This window comes from uncultured Arcobacter sp. (assembly GCF_937982575.1).
Classification (GTDB): domain Bacteria; phylum Campylobacterota; class Campylobacteria; order Campylobacterales; family Arcobacteraceae; genus Arcobacter.
In genome coordinates this window covers 459,184-478,065 of sequence record NZ_CALJLR010000028.1, presented here as the reverse complement: position 1 = coordinate 478,065, position 18,882 = coordinate 459,184, and the positions used below count along the sequence as shown (strand labels likewise).

Annotated in this window: 19 protein-coding genes; 11 read left to right on the top strand and 8 right to left on the bottom strand. The window is 29.0% G+C overall.

Annotated features, from left to right (window positions below):
- Window positions 1–53 precede the first annotated feature (53 nt).
- Window positions 54–554: a 3-isopropylmalate dehydratase small subunit gene (locus Q0617_RS15605; protein ID WP_298754784.1), complete on the bottom strand. Its 501-nt coding sequence runs from the start codon at window positions 552–554 to the stop codon at window positions 54–56.
- A gap of 167 nt (window positions 555–721) precedes the next feature.
- On the opposite strand from Q0617_RS15605, the gene rpoD reads away from it, so the two are divergent.
- Entirely contained in the window at window positions 722–2,626 is a 1,905-nt protein-coding gene (gene rpoD / locus Q0617_RS15600; protein ID WP_298754804.1) for an RNA polymerase sigma factor RpoD, read from the top strand.
- Between the two features lie 6 nt (window positions 2,627–2,632).
- On the top strand, window positions 2,633–3,325 hold the full coding sequence (locus Q0617_RS15595; protein ID WP_298754782.1) for a hypothetical protein: 693 nt from the start codon (window positions 2,633–2,635) through the stop codon (window positions 3,323–3,325).
- Here Q0617_RS15595 and Q0617_RS15590 read toward each other — a convergent pair.
- Genes Q0617_RS15590 through hemL form a run of 4 tightly spaced genes read right to left on the bottom strand, consistent with a single transcriptional unit; the run spans window position 3,312 to window position 5,753 of the window.
- A complete protein-coding gene (locus Q0617_RS15590; protein ID WP_298754781.1) occupies window positions 3,312–3,893 on the bottom strand; it encodes a hypothetical protein in 582 nt (193 codons plus the stop codon). The genes Q0617_RS15595 and Q0617_RS15590 overlap by 14 nt on opposite strands.
- The gene (locus Q0617_RS15585; protein WP_298754779.1) at window positions 3,832–4,140 is read right to left on the bottom strand and encodes an AtpZ/AtpI family protein; all 309 of its coding nucleotides are present in this window, start codon (window positions 4,138–4,140) and stop codon (window positions 3,832–3,834) included. The genes Q0617_RS15590 and Q0617_RS15585 overlap by 62 nt, the downstream gene beginning before the upstream one ends.
- An 8-nt stretch (window positions 4,141–4,148) precedes the next feature.
- Window positions 4,149–4,463, bottom strand: coding sequence for a pyrimidine/purine nucleoside phosphorylase (locus Q0617_RS15580; protein ID WP_298754777.1), 315 nt, complete (start codon window positions 4,461–4,463; stop codon window positions 4,149–4,151).
- A 9-nt stretch (window positions 4,464–4,472) separates the two neighbouring features.
- On the bottom strand, window positions 4,473–5,753 hold the full coding sequence (hemL, locus tag Q0617_RS15575) for a glutamate-1-semialdehyde 2,1-aminomutase (RefSeq protein ID WP_298754775.1): 1,281 nt from the start codon (window positions 5,751–5,753) through the stop codon (window positions 4,473–4,475).
- A gap of 57 nt (window positions 5,754–5,810) precedes the next feature.
- On the opposite strand from hemL, the gene Q0617_RS15570 reads away from it, so the two are divergent.
- Window positions 5,811–6,602 (top strand): TonB family protein, encoded by a 792-nt coding sequence (locus Q0617_RS15570; protein ID WP_298754774.1) that lies wholly within the window; start codon window positions 5,811–5,813, stop codon window positions 6,600–6,602.
- A gap of 48 nt (window positions 6,603–6,650) precedes the next feature.
- Complete coding sequence (locus Q0617_RS15565; protein ID WP_298754772.1) at window positions 6,651–7,571, top strand: methylenetetrahydrofolate reductase; 921 nt, start codon at window positions 6,651–6,653, stop codon at window positions 7,569–7,571.
- Window positions 7,572–7,584: 13 nt separating this feature from the next.
- On the opposite strand, the gene speB is transcribed toward Q0617_RS15565, so the two are convergent.
- Entirely contained in the window at window positions 7,585–8,436 is an 852-nt protein-coding gene (gene speB, locus Q0617_RS15560) for an agmatinase (protein WP_298754770.1), read from the bottom strand.
- Window positions 8,436–9,542, bottom strand: a complete 1,107-nt coding sequence (locus tag Q0617_RS15555; protein WP_298754768.1) for an FtsW/RodA/SpoVE family cell cycle protein — start codon at window positions 9,540–9,542, stop codon at window positions 8,436–8,438. The genes speB and Q0617_RS15555 overlap by 1 nt, the downstream gene beginning before the upstream one ends.
- Window positions 9,543–9,561: 19 nt before the next feature.
- Here Q0617_RS15555 and Q0617_RS15550 point away from each other — a divergent pair, with 19 nt between their 5' ends.
- The 7 genes from Q0617_RS15550 to Q0617_RS15520 all read left to right on the top strand — a co-directional run bounded on the left by Q0617_RS15550 (window position 9,562) and on the right by Q0617_RS15520 (window position 17,602).
- Window positions 9,562–10,524, top strand: coding sequence for an RluA family pseudouridine synthase (locus Q0617_RS15550; RefSeq protein WP_298754766.1), 963 nt, complete (start codon window positions 9,562–9,564; stop codon window positions 10,522–10,524).
- Window positions 10,472–11,746, top strand: a complete 1,275-nt coding sequence (locus Q0617_RS15545) for a hypothetical protein (RefSeq protein ID WP_298754764.1) — start codon at window positions 10,472–10,474, stop codon at window positions 11,744–11,746. The genes Q0617_RS15550 and Q0617_RS15545 overlap by 53 nt, the downstream gene beginning before the upstream one ends.
- 1 nt (window position 11,747) lies before the next feature.
- Window positions 11,748–12,938, top strand: a complete 1,191-nt coding sequence (gene trmB, locus Q0617_RS15540; RefSeq protein ID WP_298754761.1) for a tRNA (guanosine(46)-N7)-methyltransferase TrmB — start codon at window positions 11,748–11,750, stop codon at window positions 12,936–12,938.
- Window positions 12,935–13,597 (top strand): ABC transporter ATP-binding protein, encoded by a 663-nt coding sequence (locus Q0617_RS15535; protein ID WP_298754758.1) that lies wholly within the window; start codon window positions 12,935–12,937, stop codon window positions 13,595–13,597. Before trmB ends, Q0617_RS15535 begins: the two co-directional genes overlap by 4 nt.
- Window positions 13,584–14,402 (top strand): cell division protein FtsX, encoded by an 819-nt coding sequence (locus Q0617_RS15530; protein WP_298754756.1) that lies wholly within the window; start codon window positions 13,584–13,586, stop codon window positions 14,400–14,402. Before Q0617_RS15535 ends, Q0617_RS15530 begins: the two co-directional genes overlap by 14 nt.
- Complete coding sequence (locus tag Q0617_RS15525) at window positions 14,395–15,705, top strand: M23 family metallopeptidase (RefSeq protein WP_298754754.1); 1,311 nt, start codon at window positions 14,395–14,397, stop codon at window positions 15,703–15,705. Before Q0617_RS15530 ends, Q0617_RS15525 begins: the two co-directional genes overlap by 8 nt.
- Before the next feature lie 67 nt (window positions 15,706–15,772).
- Complete coding sequence (locus Q0617_RS15520) at window positions 15,773–17,602, top strand: GGDEF domain-containing protein (protein ID WP_298754753.1); 1,830 nt, start codon at window positions 15,773–15,775, stop codon at window positions 17,600–17,602.
- A 74-nt stretch (window positions 17,603–17,676) separates the two neighbouring features.
- Here the strand turns inward: Q0617_RS15520 and Q0617_RS15515 are convergent, their stop codons facing one another.
- Entirely contained in the window at window positions 17,677–18,864 is a 1,188-nt protein-coding gene (locus Q0617_RS15515; RefSeq protein WP_298754751.1) for a tetrahydrodipicolinate N-succinyltransferase N-terminal domain-containing protein, read from the bottom strand.
- Window positions 18,865–18,882 lie beyond the last annotated feature (18 nt).

Below are 18,882 nucleotides of genomic sequence, written 5' to 3'. Positions count from 1 at the left end.
TTCTGGTCCAATTCCGTCACCTTTTATTACTGAAATATTATATGTCTTCATTATTATTTTTCCTTACCCATTTCAGCTTTTGCATAATTTATTAACCCACCTGTTTGTATCAATTCTTGCATAAAAGGAGGTATAGCTGTAAATCTGTAAGTTTTATTTTGTGTATTATTTGTAATTTCACCATTGTCTAAATCAATTGAAATTTCTTCACCCTCTTTTATCTCTAAAGACTCAGGTAATTCAAAAATTGGTAATCCCATATTAAATGCATTTCTATAGAAAATTCTAGCAAAAGACGGAGCAACAACAGCAGCAACTCCTGCAGCTTTTAAAGCAATAGGTGCATGTTCTCTTGAACTTCCACATCCAAAGTTCTCACCAGCAACTATAATATCACCTTTTTGTAATTTTTTTGGAAATTCAGGATCTGCATCTTCCATAACATATTTTGCCAAATGCTCTGGGTCTGAACTATTTAAATATCTTGCAGCAATAATAACATCAGTGTCAATGTTAGCCCCAAAATTCCATACTTTACCAGTAATTTTACTCATATTTTTAATCCTTTAAAATTAAAAAATAAACGATACATAACGATCAAGTTTTATTTTCTTTTAATAATTTTTATCTTCAAATAAAGTCGAATTTTATCTAAATTTTTAGAAAATATAGATTAAACACTTAAAATTAATAGTTATTTTAGCAACTTTGGATATAATATCTGACTTATCTTTCAAGCAAGGAACTTACAAAAAATATGAGTGCAAAAGATTTAAATAAAGAAATTGAAAAATTAGCGAAAGAATATAAAGATTCAACGTTAACTTTTGAAAAAGTCATAAAGTTATTCCCTAAAGCTCCATCAAGTCAAAATATTAAAAAACTAATTGCCCTTATGCAACTATATAATGTAAATATGATGACTTCACAAGAACAAGCTAAAGTGATGAATGCTTTTGAAGCTAAAAAAAGAGAAGACCAACGAAATAAAATGATTGATGGTGAGAGTAGTGTTTACGACTTACTTAAAAATAAAGAACTTTTAGAATGGTCAAGATCTGATTCTCCCGTGAGAATGTATCTAAGAGAAATGGGTCAAATTCCATTACTTACAAAAGAAGAAGAGATAGAGATCTCTAAAAAAATAGAAATGGGTGAGGATATAATCCTTGATGCTATTTGTTTTGTTCCATATTTAGTAGATTTTATTTTAGAATATAGAGAGCCTTTAGTAAATAGAGAAAGAAAAGTTAAAGAGCTTTTTAGAAACTTTGATGATGAAGACAATGATTCAGCTGATGAAACAGAAGATAGTTCAACTGATGATTCTGAGGAAATTGAAGAGACTGAAGAGGAAACTAGTGGAAAAAAACAAAAGAAACTAGATAAAAGAGCTGAAACTATTATTGCTGCATTTAAAGTATTAGAAAAAGCAAAAAAAGATTGGTTAAAATTCCAAGCAAAAGAGACTCCAAAATCAAATGATGAACTTGATACTATAACATTCAACCTATCAACTGCATTTAAAAAACAGATTTTAAAACAAGCTCTAATTGACTTAGGACCAACATCTAAACTTATTACAGAGATTGTAAAAGCTATGGAAACTGCTCTTAAATCAGATACTGGTTTTGATTCAGAATTAAAAAGATTAGAGTATAAACTACCACTTTTTAATGATACTCTAAAGAAAAACCATGAAAAACTTTTAGAGAATATTATTAACTTATCTAAAATACAAATTACATCTATGGTTCCAGAAGCAACTATGGTTTCTACTTATATGGAAATCAAAAAACTTTTCCAAACAGCAGAAGCATCTAAGGGTGGATTTGACTTATTACCTGAAGAGTTAGTAGACGTTTTAGAGCAAATCAAACGTGGTAAGAAAATCACAGATGAAGCTAAAACTAGAATGGCAAAATCGAACCTTAGACTTGTTGTATCTATTGCAAAAAGATATACAAATAGAGGTTTACCTTTCCTAGACTTAATCCAAGAAGGAAACATAGGTCTGATGAAAGCTGTTGATAAGTTTGAGTATAAAAAAGGTTATAAATTCTCTACTTATGCAACTTGGTGGATTAGACAAGCAATATCAAGAGCAATTGCTGACCAAGCTAGAACTATTAGAATTCCAATTCATATGATTGAGACTATTAATAGAATCAATAAGATTATTAGAAAAGGTATTCAAGAAAACGGAAAAGAGCCAAATGTGGATGAAATCGCAAAAGAAGTTGGACTACCTGTTGATAAAGTTAAACAAGTTATTAAAATCACAAAAGAACCAGTATCTTTAGAGGCTCCTATTGGATCTGATGAAGATGGTAAATTTGGAGATTTTGTACCTGATGAAAAAGCTCCAACTCCTGTTGATAATATTATGAAAGAGGATTTACAAAATCAAATTGATCAAATATTAGCTCAACTAAATGAAAGAGAACAAGCAGTTGTTAGAATGAGATTTGGTCTTATGGATGATGCTAGTGATAGAACTCTTGAAGAGATTGGAAAAGAGTTAAGTGTTACAAGAGAGAGGGTAAGACAAATTGAATCAAGTGCAATTAAAAAACTAAAACACCCTAAAGTTGGTAAAAATCTTAAGAATTACGTAGAAAGCTAATATTTAATGAGTATCTATGAAAATTGGGTAGAGCAAGATTTAAATCCTATTTTATCTTTCTCTTCCCAAGGTAAAATTTTATATACAAATCAAGAAGCTCAATTTTTACTAAACAGAGTAAAAAAAGAGCAACTTTATGACCTGGCACTAAAACATGCTCCAGCAAACTATGGTTTTGAAACCTCATATATAAACTTAATATTGCACAACTATATTTTTTATGCTATTTCAGTTACATATGAAAATGACAATGAAATTCATATGAAACTGTATAAAAGTACAAATGTTAAGCAAGATAAAAAATATGCACCTAAAAATGTTTCAAAAACAAATATTTTCACGCTAGTTGATTTGACAATCTCAACAAGAAAAACTAAATCAGAGATTAAATTTATCAAAAATTATGATCCATCTATTCCAGAGTTTATGATGGTTGCTTCAGATTTTCTAAAACTTTTAAATAGTATTTATGACTCATTTAATAGTGATTGTAAACTTATAAATACATCTGTGAAGTTAAAAACAGGTGAATATATTAGATTAGAAGAGAAGAAGTACTCATTAGTTACTATTGAAATTTATGGAGAGAACTATAATTGTGATTCTGACTTGATAAGACATGATAAAAATAGAAGCTCTATGATTTTATCTTTAGAAAGAGATAAGGCTATAATAGACTTACCACTTATTTTAAAATAAATTTAGCACAAAGCATTGATAGTGGGACAATAAAAAGTCCTACTAGATAAGGCATTGCATTAAATATCCCATTGTTATTCAAAGAAAAAAATCCAAATATAAGTATTACATAACCTACTATTCTGTAAATAGATATAAAGCTACCACTACTATAAATAGTATTTTTAAAGCTATTTTGTTTAATTCTTGACTTCTCTTCTTTTATTATCTCTTTTATTTCTGAAGCTGAAAAGTCTTTTTTCTCATTTATCTCATCTTCATCGTATAAATCATAGGGATCATCAATTTTATCAATCTCATCCCTATCATTAGAAAGCTGAGCATCATAATCAATATTTTCTAGCCTTTTACTTACATTTCTTTTATATGAAAGAAATGTGGCAAAGGAGATAAATAAAGAAGATATAAATGCCACTTGTGTATTTATAAGCCATACATAGTTATTTGACAAAATACAAAAAATAACAACGCCAAAATCTATTATAAAAAATAGTTTGGCAAACTTTTTAATCATCATCGTCGTTTGACTTATCACCATATTTTGCTCTGTGGGCATATCTTGGGTCATTTTCCAAGCCTTCATACTCTTTTTGAGCTCTTTTATATGCTCTATAGATATTCAGTCCAGCAGCAGCTAGTCCCCAAGATAGACCTAACCACAAGGTCCAAGTATATCCTGTCCATTGTTTTAAGCCATAACCTATAGCAAAACCAATAAATACTGCAACTACAATTGAAATACCTAAAGATAAACTATCTAAAGCAACTAGTTTTGACTGATGTTTTGGTTTTTCTTCATTTGTTTTATTATCCATAAAATTCCTTATTTAAGATACGAGCAACAATAATCAGTCAAAGTCTTAACTTTTATATCAAAGCTAGAATTTGCAGGCACTAAAAAAGTTTCAGTTGCGCTATATGTTTTCCACTCGTTTGAATCTTTTAATTTAACTTCACATTCCCCATCAATGATTTCCATAAGTTCAGCTGCTGCAGTTCCAAAGTTGTAAGTTCCTGGCATCATTATACCTAAGGATTTTCTTTCGCCCTCTTTATCTACAAAACTTCTACTTGTAACTTTTCCATCAAAATAAACATTTGCTTTTTTTTCTAAATCTATATTTTTTAAAATACTCATCTTCTATCCTTAAAAACTTTTCATAATTTCATCAGCTGCATTTATACAAGCATCAATATCTTCATTTGTAATAACAGTTGAAATAAATCCTAACTCATACTGACTACAAGCAAAATAGAAACCTCTTTTTATCATCTCTCTATGAAAAGTTGCAAATCTATCAAAGTCAGAACTACCAACATCTTTGAAGTTTTTAGGTGCTTTTTCACTAAAGAAAAACCCAAACATACTCCCTCTTACTGTTGTTTGAAATGGAATATTATATTTTGCTGCAACATCTTTTAGTCCAGTCATAAGTCTTGTTGACTTTGCAGTTAATTCATCATAAATAGCTGGATTTGCTTTTAGTTTTCTCAAACTTGTAAGTCCAGCTGCCATTGCTACTGGGTTACCACTTAGTGTTCCTGCTTGATAGATTTTACCTTCAGGGCTTAATTGTGCCATTATTTTACTGTTTGATGCAAAAGCACCAACAGGCATACCAGCACCAATTACTTTTCCAAAAGTAATAATATCAGCTTGTGGACCAACAACACCACTAGCACCTGTTAAACTTGCTCTAAACCCAGACATAACTTCATCATAAATTAGTAATGTACCATTTTCATCACATAGTTTTCTACAAGCTTCTAAAAACTCAATATCAGCAGGGATCAATCCCATATTTCCTGCTATTGGTTCAATAATAATACAAGCGATATCTGAACTATCTTCAAAACATTTTTTAAGATTTTCTATATTGTTATATTCACATAAAAGTGTATGTTTTGTTAAATCAGCAGGAACACCAGGAGAACTTGGAGCTCCACACGTAGCCATACCAGAACCAGCTTGTACTAATAGCGAATCAGAGTGTCCATGATAACACCCTTCAAACTTGATAATATCATTTTTACCAGTAACACCACGAGCTAGTCTAATAGCACTCATTGTAGCTTCAGTTCCGCTACTTACAAATCTTACTTTATCAATATTTTCATACATATCAACAATTTCAGCAGCAAGCTCTGTTTCTAATACTGTTGGTGCACCAAATGACAAACCATCTTTTGCTGTTTTAATTACTGCTTCTTCAATATCTTTATCACAATGCCCAAAAATAAGAGGACCCCAGCTTTGTACAAAATCTAAATATTTATTACCATCTAAATCAATTAAATAAGCGCCCTCACCTTTTGATATAAAAGGAGGAGTTCCCCCTACACTATTAAAAGCACGAACAGGAGAGTCAACTCCACCAGGTATTACTTTTTTAGCATCTTCATAAGCATTTATTGATTTTTCAAACATATACATTCCTAAACTTTTATTTTAAATTAAAAGCAACATTGTACTATAATAGACTTTATGAAATACATCATTTTTGCCTTAATTTTATCAATATCTATACATCTGTTAACTTTCAAAACATTTCACATAAAAAATGATGAAGTTCAAGACTCACCATCAACATCTAAAGATAATAAAAAATCTGCTGTAAATTATGTGAGACTAAAATCAACTCCAAAATCAGTGGAGCAAAAAAAAGAAACACCTAAAAAAAGTGAAGTAAAAAAAGAGATAATAAAAGAAGTTACTAAAAAAGAGACTATTTATAAGAAAGTCACTAAAAATCAAATTGAAGTTGCAAAAAAAAGAGAAGTTAAAAAGGATGTTCCTAAAAAAATTGAGCCAAAGCCCAGTGAACAAAAAGAGGTTACGCCCAATTATGCAAAATTAAATCCTACAAAACTTCAACAAGATACTTTAGAGACTTATTTAGCAACACCTCCTGAAGATGTAGAACTTGTAGATGAAATAACTCAAAGCTATATTAAACTTTATGGAGAAGAGTATAATTCATATACAAAAGTTCAAAAAGTATTTTTACGAAAAAACCTAAAAACAATAGGTTCAATCACTCAAAAATATTTAAGATATCCTGCTATTTCTGTTCGTACAAGACAAAGTGGTATGAACATAATAGAGTTCATTCTACATCCAAATGGAGATATTACTCAGCCTTTAATTACTACTTCATCTGGATATGAAGCTTTAGATAAAAATACAATTAAAACTATTGAAATTGCATATAAAGACTATCCAAGACCAAATGAGCCTACGAAAATAAGAATCTATGTTACTTATAGGCTTTATTAATAAAAAACTTTGTAGAATACAAAAAAACTATAACTTTAAAAGAGAATTATGTTAACTGATAAAATACGAAACAAACAAAGTGGAATATTACTATATGGTATTACTCCACCAAAAATAAAACATACAGAAGATGAAATAAGAGATATTGCAGCTAGACACATTGAAAGAATTTCAAAACTTCCTATAGATGGATTAGTTCTTTATGATATACAAGATGAATCAGATAGAACAGATGAAAAAAGACCCTTTCCTTTTATAAAAACCTTAGACCCATGTGAATATTCAAGAACTTATTTAAAAGATTTAGAGATACCAAGAGTAGTTTACAGAGCTGTAGGAAACTATACAGAGAAAACATTTCCTGCATGGCTAGAAATTACAAAAGAGAATCAAGTTCACTCTGTATTTGTAGGTGCTGCTTCACATAATATAAAAAAACCAATGACACTTCCAGAAGCGTATAGATTAAAAAAAGAGATTAATAATAACCTTTGTTTGGGTGGAATAGCAATCCCTGAACGACATATGGTAAAACATGATGAACATATTAGAGTATTTTCAAAAATAGACAACTCATGCGAATACTTTATTACTCAATGTGTGTATAATCTTGAAGCATCAAAAATATTTTTAACTGACTATGCAAAATATGCAAAAGAGAATGAAAAAGAAATAGTACCAATTATATTTACTCTTACTCCTTGTGGTAGTGCTAAAACCTTAGATTTTATGAAATGGTTAGGGATTAGTATTCCAAACTATTTAGAAGAGGATTTAAAAGCTTCAGGGGATATTTTACATGACTCTATGAAACTGTGTATTGATATTTTTAAAGAGCTTTATACTTTTGGAAAAGAAAAAGGTATACCAATTGGTTGTAATGTAGAAAGTGTAGCCATAAGAAAAGAAGAGATTGAAGCTTCAATTGAATTGCTTCATGAGATAAAAAAGATAATGGAAGAAAACTAAGTTCTTGCTACAGTTATTTAACTGTAGCTAATACTAATTCTCGAAGTGTTTTACATGCAACTGCAGTTGAAATACCACTTGCATCATATTTAGGACTAAGTTCAACAACATCCATACCTACAACATTGTTAAGTTTACTTAGCTCTTTTATTATATTTAGCATATCATGAAAATCTATTCCACCTGGTTCTGGTGTTCCTGTTCCTGGAAATACTGAAGGGTCTAAAACATCTAAGTCTATTGTTATATATACAGGTTTATCTTTAAGTCTTTTTACACATGAAGGCAGAGTATTATATGTAAACTTTTCTAAGTGAGTATGTTTTTTTGCCCACTCAAATTCATCTTTTAATCCACTTCTTATACAAAATTGATTTATCTTACCATCACCTAGTTGATCATATATTCGTCTTATAACTGTAGCATGACTTAATGCCTCACCTAAATAATCCTCTCTTAAATCAGTATGTGCATCAAAATGTATTACGTGTAAGTCATCATATTTTTTACTAAGTGCTTTAACAGGAGCTAAGGAGACTAAATGCTCTCCTCCAATCATAATTGGAATTTTATTTGCATCAATAATTTCTTGAACATGTTCTTGAATCATTCTAAGAGCATTTTTTTTATCTCCAAAGGGTAATTCAAGATTTCCATAATCAAAAAGTTTTAAATCTTCTAAATCTTTTTCTAAATATGGACTATAGCTCTCTATTGCCCATGAATCTTCTCTCATAACATTTGGTGCAAATCTAGCTCCTGGTTTAAATGAAGTTGTTCCATCAAATGGTGCTCCAAATAAAACTGCTTTTGACTCTTCAAAATCATCTTCAAATCCAATAAAACCACTAATTTGTGCTTCCACTAAAGTTTCCTTTCAAAATTATATAAATCCATAAACCTAAATGCTAGTAGGTTTTCTAAAATTGCGAATATTACAATAAAATTTATAAAAGAACTCCCACCATATGAAACTAAGGGTAAGGGCAGTCCTACAACAGGGGCAAAACCTATGACCATAAAAATATTTACACTCATATTTAAAAATACTAATAATGCAATCCCCGAGGCGAAACAACGCACAACGTAATCATCGGAAAAATAGTAGTTCATGGAGAGTAGATGCAAAATTAATAATATATAAATAACAATAAGAATTAAAGAACCAACATAACCATGTCTTTCCACTAAATATGCAAAAATAAAATCACTTGTGGCAATTGGCAAAAACTTCAACTGTGCTTGGGTTGCCTCTTCTGATGATTTACCAGTTAATCCACCTGAACCTATGGCAATAATTGATTGCTGTACGTGATAACTGGGTTCCTCTGATATAAAGTCTTTTATTCTTTGCTTTTGATAATCTTTTATTAGGTTTGTATAAATAAAGGGAGATAGTGTTGCTAAGACAACTAAAATAGTTGCCCAAATTCTCCAATTTACTCCAATAATAAATAATATCCCATAACCTACTAATAATAATATTAATGCTGTTCCTAAATCAGGCTCTTTTGCAATCAATATAAAAGGAATCCAAATATACAAAGAAAAGTATAAAAAATCTTTTAAATCATAACCATCACGAGGTGGTGGTCGATTTTTAACTAAATATCCAATCATCAATAAAAATATCGGTTTTATTAGTTCTGAGGGTTGAATTGTCATGGCAATACCTGGTATTTGAAGCCATCTTTGTGCTCCAAGTTTGGTAACACCAACAAACTCCACAGCAATCAATAAAGCAATACCTATCCAATAAAAAAATGGAATAATTCTTAAGTTTCTTCGCAAAGGTAAAAAGAATACACCTAAAAATAGAAAAATAGAAAGAGTAAAATATCCTAATTGTCTTTGTGCCAAAGATTCATTAATCTCACTCACTAAATGGTAAGACAATGCTATTAATGGTATAATAAAAACTATCAAGGGATAATCAAATTGTGAAATAATTCTTTTGTCAATAAATCTCATAGTGAAAGAGTATCGAAATATGCATAAAAACTTTATTGTTTTGGAAGAATCAAGACTAGATAAATATTTATCACAAAAGCTTGAAGAAACAAGAAATCAAATAGAACAACTTATAAAAAAAGAGTACGTAAAAGTTGATGGTAAAATCATCACAAAAACAGGCTATAAATTAAAAGAAAATCAAGAGATATTAGTGGAACTTCCAGAAGCAGAAGAACCAAAGGATTATGAAGTAGATTTTGATGTTGAAATAATATATGAAGATGAACATATTTTAGTAATAAATAAACCTTATGACTTAGTAGTTCATGGAGCACCAAGTGTAAAAGAGGCTACTTTAGTGGATTGGCTCAAAGCTAAAAAAGTATCCCTATCAACTATTAGTGGTGAAGAGAGACATGGCATAGTACATAGGTTAGATAAAGGAACTAGTGGTGTAATGGTTGTAGCAAAGACAAATGAAGCTCATGTGGGGTTGTCTAAACAACTTGAAGATAAAACAATGGGAAGATACTACTTAGCTATTTTAGATATGCCATTAAAAGATAATATAGTAATAGAAAAACCTATAGGAAGAAGTCCAAATAATAGATTAAAAATGGGAATAGTACCAGATGGCAAAAATGCAAAAACTGCTTTTGCAAAACTACAAACAAGTACAAATGAAAAATACGAGCTTATTTGTTGTAAACTTTTTACAGGAAGAACCCATCAAATTAGAGTTCATTTAAATAGTATCAATCGTCATATCTTAGGTGATAATTTATATGGATTTAAGGGCGAATTAAATAAAATAAACAGGTTTTATCTACACGCTTTTAACTTATACTTAATTCATCCTATTACAAATGAGAAGATGGATTTTAAAGCAAATATCACAAATGATATAAATGAATTTATAAATAAAAACTTTAATATGGAGACCGTAAATGAGAAATTGGGTAAAGATTACATTAACTCTGCTTTTAGCTTTATTGATTAGTGGTTGTAGCACTAAGAATTTAGGAGAAGGAAATAAACCAAAAATTGATGAAACCTTAGAAGTAATTGATTCTGGATCTATTAGAACAATATCAGGAATAACATCAATTGCCTTTGAATGGCAAAAGGTTGATGACTCTAGAGTTATTGGATACAATCTTTACAGAGCAAACTTGAGTGAAGAGAGCACAAAACTTAAATTAGTAAACTTTATTGAAAATAGATATGCTTCTCACTTTTTAGATGAAGATTTAACACCAAATACAAAGTATGCTTATACTTTTTCAAGTGGTACTGCAAATGATATAGAATCAAAACCTACAAAAACATTTCAAGTAATGACACTTCCCCAGCCAGAAGGAATTGCTTTTATCCAAGCTATTTCTAACCTACCAAGACAAATAAAAATAATCTGGAGACCACACGAAAGTGAAGCTATTGAGTACTATAAAGTATTTAGATCAACTCCTCAAGACTCTGATTGGGAAAAACTTGAGACTCTTGATGGTAGATTACAAGCAGAATACATAGATACAAAACTAAAAGATAATATTGTATATTTATATAAAGTTGTTGCTTATACATTCCAAGATATTCCTTCACTTGATAGTGAAATAGTTAAAGCTCAAACAAAAGCATTACCAGCTGGTGTGCAAAACTTAACTGCTACAAATAATCAACCTAAAAAAATAACACTTAATTGGGAACCTTCACCTTCAGTTGATGCTGTTAGATATATCATATATAGAAACACTACACCAGATGGTTCTTTTAGTGAGTTAAAACAAATAAATAATGCTACTTTTACTTATGAAGACTTTATAAATGAAGATGGAAAAAGATACTTCTATAAAGTAACTACAATAGATAAAGATGGTTTAGAAAGTAGTCCAGAAGTAAATCCAGTAATGGGTATTACCTTAACAAAACTTAATAAGCCTATCCTAACGCTTGCTCAAATTCAAGGTGAAAAAGCTATATTAAATTGGCAACCAGGTGACAATAGAGCAAAATTTTATAATATTTATAAAACTATAAAAGATAGTTTTTTCAAAACTAGAAAAGAGAAATATACAAATATTACTGATCTTAGATTTGAAGATAAAGATATAGTAAGAGGAGTTGAATACCAATACGCTATTGAAGCAGTAGATGAAAATGGTATAGTCTCTGAAAAAACAAATGAAACACTTTTAGTATTACCTAAGTTATTAGATAAATAGTATGCCCCACATAGTATTTAGTGAAAATAAAAAATTAATCACGCCATCAAATAGTGATGGCGTAGATTTTAATTTTATAGCAAAATCTTATAATAATAGTGATAAGCCTAGAAAAACAGAGTATAAAATAGGCGTTACAAGTCAAAATAAAGAGTTTTTGTTAACTCTAAAAGATAACAATGAAAATAAGATGATAAAAGCTGACAAAGTAACAAGAGTCACACCTGTTACTATTGTAAAAGATGCACTAAATACTTACTCTACCTTTACTCAAGCCCAAACTGTTTTTTCAAATACAAATAACTTTAATCAGAAACTAGAACCTCAAAAAGAGTATCTAAAAGATATAAAATATTTTGTAGATGAGTTTGAAACCAACAAAGAAATTCAAATTGAAATAGGTTTTGGTTCAGGAAGACACCTGCTTTATCAAGCACAAAGTAATCCTGACGTTCAATTTATTGGTTTAGAGATTCATACTCCATCAATTGAACAAATGTTAAAACAAGTCAAAATTTTAGGTATAAAAAATATCTTAGCTATCAATTATGATGCACGACTTTTTATGGAGTTTATAAAATCAAATAGTGTGGGGAAAATATTTGTTCATTTTCCAGTACCTTGGGATAAGAAACCACAAAGAAGAGTTTATAGCAATGAGTTCATCTATGAAGCAAAAAGAGTTTTAAAATATAGTGGGACACTAGAACTTAGAACTGATAGTAGAAAATATTTTGATTTTTGTGTAGGATTATTAACAAATTTACCTAATGGTAGAATTGAGATTGATATTAATAAAGATTTGCCAATATCTAGTAAATATGAAGATAGATGGAAGAAGCAAAATAAAAATATCTATGATGTTACTTTATACTCTAACTCTAATGATGATGAAATAGAACAAGATAAAGATTTTTCATTTGAAGAAAAAATTGATTTAATAAATATCTTTCAAGCCTTACCTAAAAAATCCCAAGTATTTGATGACTTTTTTTATCATATAGAAGATTTATTTGTAATTGAAAATGAAGAGAATTCTGGGCTTATTCAAGTGACTTTTGGCTCATTTAATAGACCAGTTTCAAAATATCTATTAATAAATAAAGGTAATATATCATACTTTCAAGGGGAACCAATCCCCACAAGTAGTAATATAAAAGCCCATAATAAAATGAAAGAGATATTAAAATGATAACTGCTAAAAATATATACCTTGCATATGATGAAAATAAGTTTATTATAAAAAAAGGTACATTTCATATTGGTCATAAAGAGTTTATCTTTATAGGTGGAGCTAGTGGTAGTGGTAAATCTACTCTGATAAAATCTATGTATGGTGATATAGCTTTAAAACATGGAAGTTTTGTAATTGATAATTTTGAATTAGCACATATAGGAAATAAAAATTTACGAAATTTACGAAAAGATGTTGGAGTAATATTTCAAGATTACAAACTTATTAAAGAGTGGACAATTGAAGAAAATATCATGTTGCCGCTTAAAATAAATGGATATTCAAATGAAATATCAAAAGAACAAGCAAATAAGCTATTAAACCACGTAAAACTTTCTCATAGAAAAGGTTACTACCCAAATGAGCTAAGTGGTGGGGAACAACAACGTGTTGCAGTAGCACGTGCACTAGCACACAACCCAAAAATAATTATAGCAGATGAACCTACAGGAAACCTCGATGATTATTCTGCGGATGTTGTTTGGAACTTACTAAAAGGTGCAAATGAACAACTTGGCATCACAGTAGTAGTTGTAACACACAGAGTACCAAAAAACTTCGGAATTAGATTTAGACAATTATCAATTGAGGATGGTATAATATATGAAGTCTCTTAAAAATATCTTTACCTTTGTTATACCATTAACAGTAATGTTAATTACATTTTCAATATATCTATTGACTAACAATATTGTAAATAATTATAAAGAAACAATATCAAATGATTATTCAATTGTAATAATCACTCACACCCCTTTGATAAAAGAGGATTTCAATACAATTGCTGGTATAAAAGTAGATAGAATAAATACCCTATCAAATAAGAGTATTATCAACAATGTAAAAAGTACCCTATCTGAAAGTTCAATTGACTTATTAAACAAAAGACTACCCCACTTTTATGAAATTCATTTGGAAGTATTTCCAACTTCAACAGAACTGAAAAAAATAAGAGCTGCTCTTTTAAATAATAAAAACATCAAAAGAATAGAGATATTTTCAAAAAACCATAATCAAATTTATCTTCTGCTTTTAATGATTAATGATATTATAATTACTCTTTTTGGTTTAATCCTTGTTTTTGTTGTAATTATATTATCTAAGCAAGTTACAATTTGGTTCCTTGCACACAATCAAAGAATTATGATTTTTCAACTACATGGTGCATCTATTTTATATAGTGCGGCACCAGTGATTAAACATGCGGTTTATGGTGCATTTTTATCTTTTATTATTTCAGGAGGATTATTTCTCTTTGTATCATATAATTTAAAAATGATTCTACCTATTGAATTAGATGAGATATTAAACACCAAGATTTTTGTTGAACTTGAAGTTCTAAAACTATTTTTATTATCATTTGGGATATCAATAGTTACAATTTTTGGAGTACTTTTTAGATATAAAATAAAAAATGCATAAATTAATATATTCTCTCTTACTTATCACTATAATTGTTAACGCAGCATCTATTGATGACAAAATTAAAAATAATAAAACTATATTAAATAAAAGTGAAAATGTTAAAAATAAAACAGAACAAAAGATTCAATCTATTGCTGATCAAATACGAGATCAAAATGAAGAGTTGAAAAAACTAGAAAAAGAGATTAATTTAGTAACTAAAGATATTGTGCAACACAAAGAGTTATTAGAAGGTTCTAAAAAGAACCTTACAACATTGAGTGTTAAAAGTGAAATACTACAAAATCAAAAAAAAGATTATGAAGAAGAGTTGATTAACACAATAATTGAAGACTACTCTTCTGCTGTTGCTATGAGACTTGCAAATAAAGACTCTATTCAAGAGTTAACAGATAGTGAAGTTTATGAAATATTGGCTTCAGAAGCAAAAGATAAAATGCTAAAAATTGATAATCAATATATTAAAATATCTCAAGATAAAGCAGATAATGAAAGAGAAATAAGAAAGTTAAATGTATATATTCAAAAAAGAGAAAAAAAGAAAAAAATATTAAACTATTTACTAAACAAACACTCTAAGTCTTTAGCATCTATTGAGAATAAACATAAACTCTATCAAGAAGAGTTGAAAAATATTATTAAAAAACAAAACTCCCTTACAAACTTACTTTCAACCTTGAATATCTTAAAGGAAAAAGAACTAAAAGCTGAAGAGAAGAGAAAAAGAGATAGATTAATTGCCCTAAAAAGAAAAAGAGAAAGACAAAAAGAGATTCAGGCTTTAAAAAATAAAGATAAGCCTTCCAACGAAATTGAAAAAACCCAAGAGTCTGTACAAAAGAATTATGCTGAAGATATTGATTTAGATGTTAGAATTCTTGGTTCTTCTACTAAAGGTGTTAAAATAAGTAGATATAGAGGTTCAAAAACGATTGCACCTTTAAAGTCATACACTATATTAAAAAAGTTTGGGAAATATTATGACCCTGTTTATAAAATCAAACTTTTTAATGAATCAATTTTGTTAAAATCTAATAGTAAAAATGCAAAAGTATACTCTGTATTAGATGGAAAAGTAATATATTCAAAACAAGATTCTGGTATGCTTGAAAATGTTGTAATTATTCAACATAAAAATGGTCTTCATACTATTTATTCACACTTAGACCAAATATCTCCTACTTTAAAAGTCGGAAAGTGGATAAAAAAAGGTTATGTGGTTGGAAGAGTTGATGAAAACTTAACTTTCCAAGCAATTATAAATAACTCCTATGTAAATCCAGAAAATCTTTTTTATTAAAAAAGTTATTAATAATATAACTTCTTTAATAATTAATAGACTAAAATATTATTTTTGAAAGGTAAATATGAAAAAAAACATAATAGTACAATTTTTAATCCTTTTGATTTTAGTTGCTATTTTTATAACAGGAATTTCACTTTATAACTTAAGAACTGTTTCTATTAAATCATCTGTTACAAGTGCAGAATCAATATCAGAAGTTATTAAAAGTGGTTTAGATTTACATATAAAAGATAATTCAAATGTTGATGAATTTTTAAAATCTGTCTCAAGTATGAAAAACGTAAAAGACTTATGGCTTGTAAAAAGTGATTTAATAAGCTCACAATTTGAAAATTCAAAATTTAAAGATCCCAAAGATGACTTAGATAGAACTGTTTTAAGAGCTGGTAAAACAAAATATATAGTTTCGGAAGGTTTTATCAATACAAATGTAAGGGTTACAATACCTTATAATGCAAATGTTACTTGCCTATCTTGTCATAATGTAAAAGAGGGACAAACTTTAGGAGCAATTAGTATTGTTCTAGATGTAAGTACATTAAAAGAGATTGGTATTAGATCTATTTATGTGATTATAACAATTATACTTTTAGCTGTAATCATGGTATTTTTATTCTCTAAAAAAGTATTTAATCCATACTTTTCACTATATACAAAACTAAGAGATAATATAAATCAAGCAAAAGTTGGTAAATTTATAAATATTAGTATACCCCCTGGACTTTCATCAGAAGTTGTTCAAGTTACAAAAGATTATAATAATTTAATTACAATTTTTAAAGATACATCACTAGATATTGATGAAAAGCTTCAAGGATTTGTTGGATATAGGGATAAAACTACATTAAATACAAACCCTCTAAATGAATCAAAAGATATCATTGATAATCTATCAAATCTATATCAATTTAAAAAGCAAGTTGAACTTGATAATACAAAAAATGAAATCTATAATAGAATTGCACAAGTTTTTGAAAATAAATTCAACCTAAAAAACTTTACATTCTTTGAAATAGATATTAAAAAACAGAAAATGGAAAGAATTATTAGTGTTGGAGAATCTCTTTTTTGTTATGATTCAATAAAGGATAATCCACATTTATGTAGAGCTGCTAGGACAAAAAGTGATGTTATCTCAATAGATTTTCATGAAAGTTGTCCATTCTTTAACAAAAAAGATAAATTTTACTACTGTTTAAATATAGACATTATTGAAAACTTATACTTAATAGTTCATTTTGTAACTGATACAAAAGAAGAGCTTGAAGAGATAAAAAATAAGAGTCTATTTATTAGTAGATTTTTAAAGGAAGCTAGACCTGCTGTTGAAGTTAAACTTTTAATGCAAGCATTAGAAGAGTCTGCCTTTAAAGATGGATTAACACAACTTTACAATAGAAAATTCTTAGATGAAAATTTAAAAATTCTTATTCCTCAAATTAAAAGAGATAAGAAAAATATTGGTCTATTAATGTTAGATATGGATCACTTTAAAGCTGTAAATGATGAGTATGGACATGATATAGGGGATAAAGTATTAAAAGAGTTATCTAGAATTCTTGAAGAAAATGTAAGAGAATCTGACATATTAGTTAGATATGGTGGAGAAGAGTTTATGGTACTTCTTATTGGTGTTGATTCAGAAGAGAGTGCCCTTGCTATTGCACATAAAATTGGCGCAAAAGTAAGAGAAAATGAAATAGATGTATATGCAGGTACAACTATCAAAAAAACTGTTAGTATGGGACTTTCTATGTTCCCTGAAGATTCTAGTTCATTTGAAACAGTTGTTAAAAATGCAGATATTGCTTTATATGAGGCAAAAAGTAATGGTAGAGATAAAGTTGTTAGATATACAAAAGAACAAAAGACTAGTGTGGAACTGTTCTAATAACATATTTTATAATTATAAAAAAAGGGGATGATTTTTAAATCATCCCCTTTTTTATTGCTTAAAACTTTTGATTAATGTAAATCTGAATTAAGTTTTACTTCTCTAGTACTTCTCATAGCAACAGTTTGACCCGTTTGAGAGTTTACTCTAAAATGAACTCCATTAACTCCAATAAAATCACTACCTTTCATTACTGTTGTAATCTCTTTATCTGGATTAATCTCTTTTAATGAAGCAACAGCTTTTTCTGATAGTGTGATTTTTGTCCCTGGTAAAATTGTTACACCCGCATCTAGGATACAAGAATCACCAATAGCTGTACCTGTACAAGAGTTTGCACCTAAAAGTGTATTTTCTCCAATAGAAACAGGTACACCATCAGTTCCTGATAAAACTCCTAAGATAGAAGCTCCACCACCAACATCTGAACCAGCTCCAACTACTGCACTTGAAGAAATTCTTCCTTCAACCATAACAGCACCTTCTGTACCTGCATTAAAGTTAATATAAGCAGCTCCTGGCATAACAGTTGTACCAGCTGCTAATTGTGCTCCAAATCTAACTTTTGATGTCTCAAGGATTCTAGTATTATCAGCAGGGATAACATGAGATAAAAATCTTGGGAATTTATCTACCATAGTGATTTCTGGGTATTGATTAGTAATTTTTAATGAAATTTCATTTGCTCTTAACCAATCTAATTCTATAGGTTGACTTCCAGTCCATGCGCAATTTTCCAATACTCCAAATGCACCATTTAAGTTCAAGCTTCTTAATTTTGCTTTACCTAAAGATAGAGCATAAAGTTTTAAATAAACAGTTTCTACGCTTAATGGATTTGCATCTTCAAATATAAATACTACTTTAAAATCATCAGCACTAAGACCTGAATCTAGTGGTAATGTAGCAAGTGAAGAGATAACTTGTACGTTTCTATGTGCATCACCTTTAGCTTCTGGGTTAAAAGGTCTAAATGCCTCAATACAAGAAGTTAAAAACTCATCTGTAACATTACATACTAATTCTGATTTTGTAGTATCAACATTGGCACCTGATTTTTTTAATGCATTTAAAAATATAGCCGCACTTCCAAAGTTTTCATTCCAGTTTAAAACTGGGTATGTTGCTTGAAGAATCTTATCTGGATTTAATTGTCCTCTATCAACTCTTGCAATACCAAATCCAATTGGATTTCTATACCAATCTTGTCCTTGTACTTCTTCTACTAATTTTTTAAATTCATCTGCTGTGTAAATCATATATTATCCTATGTAAAT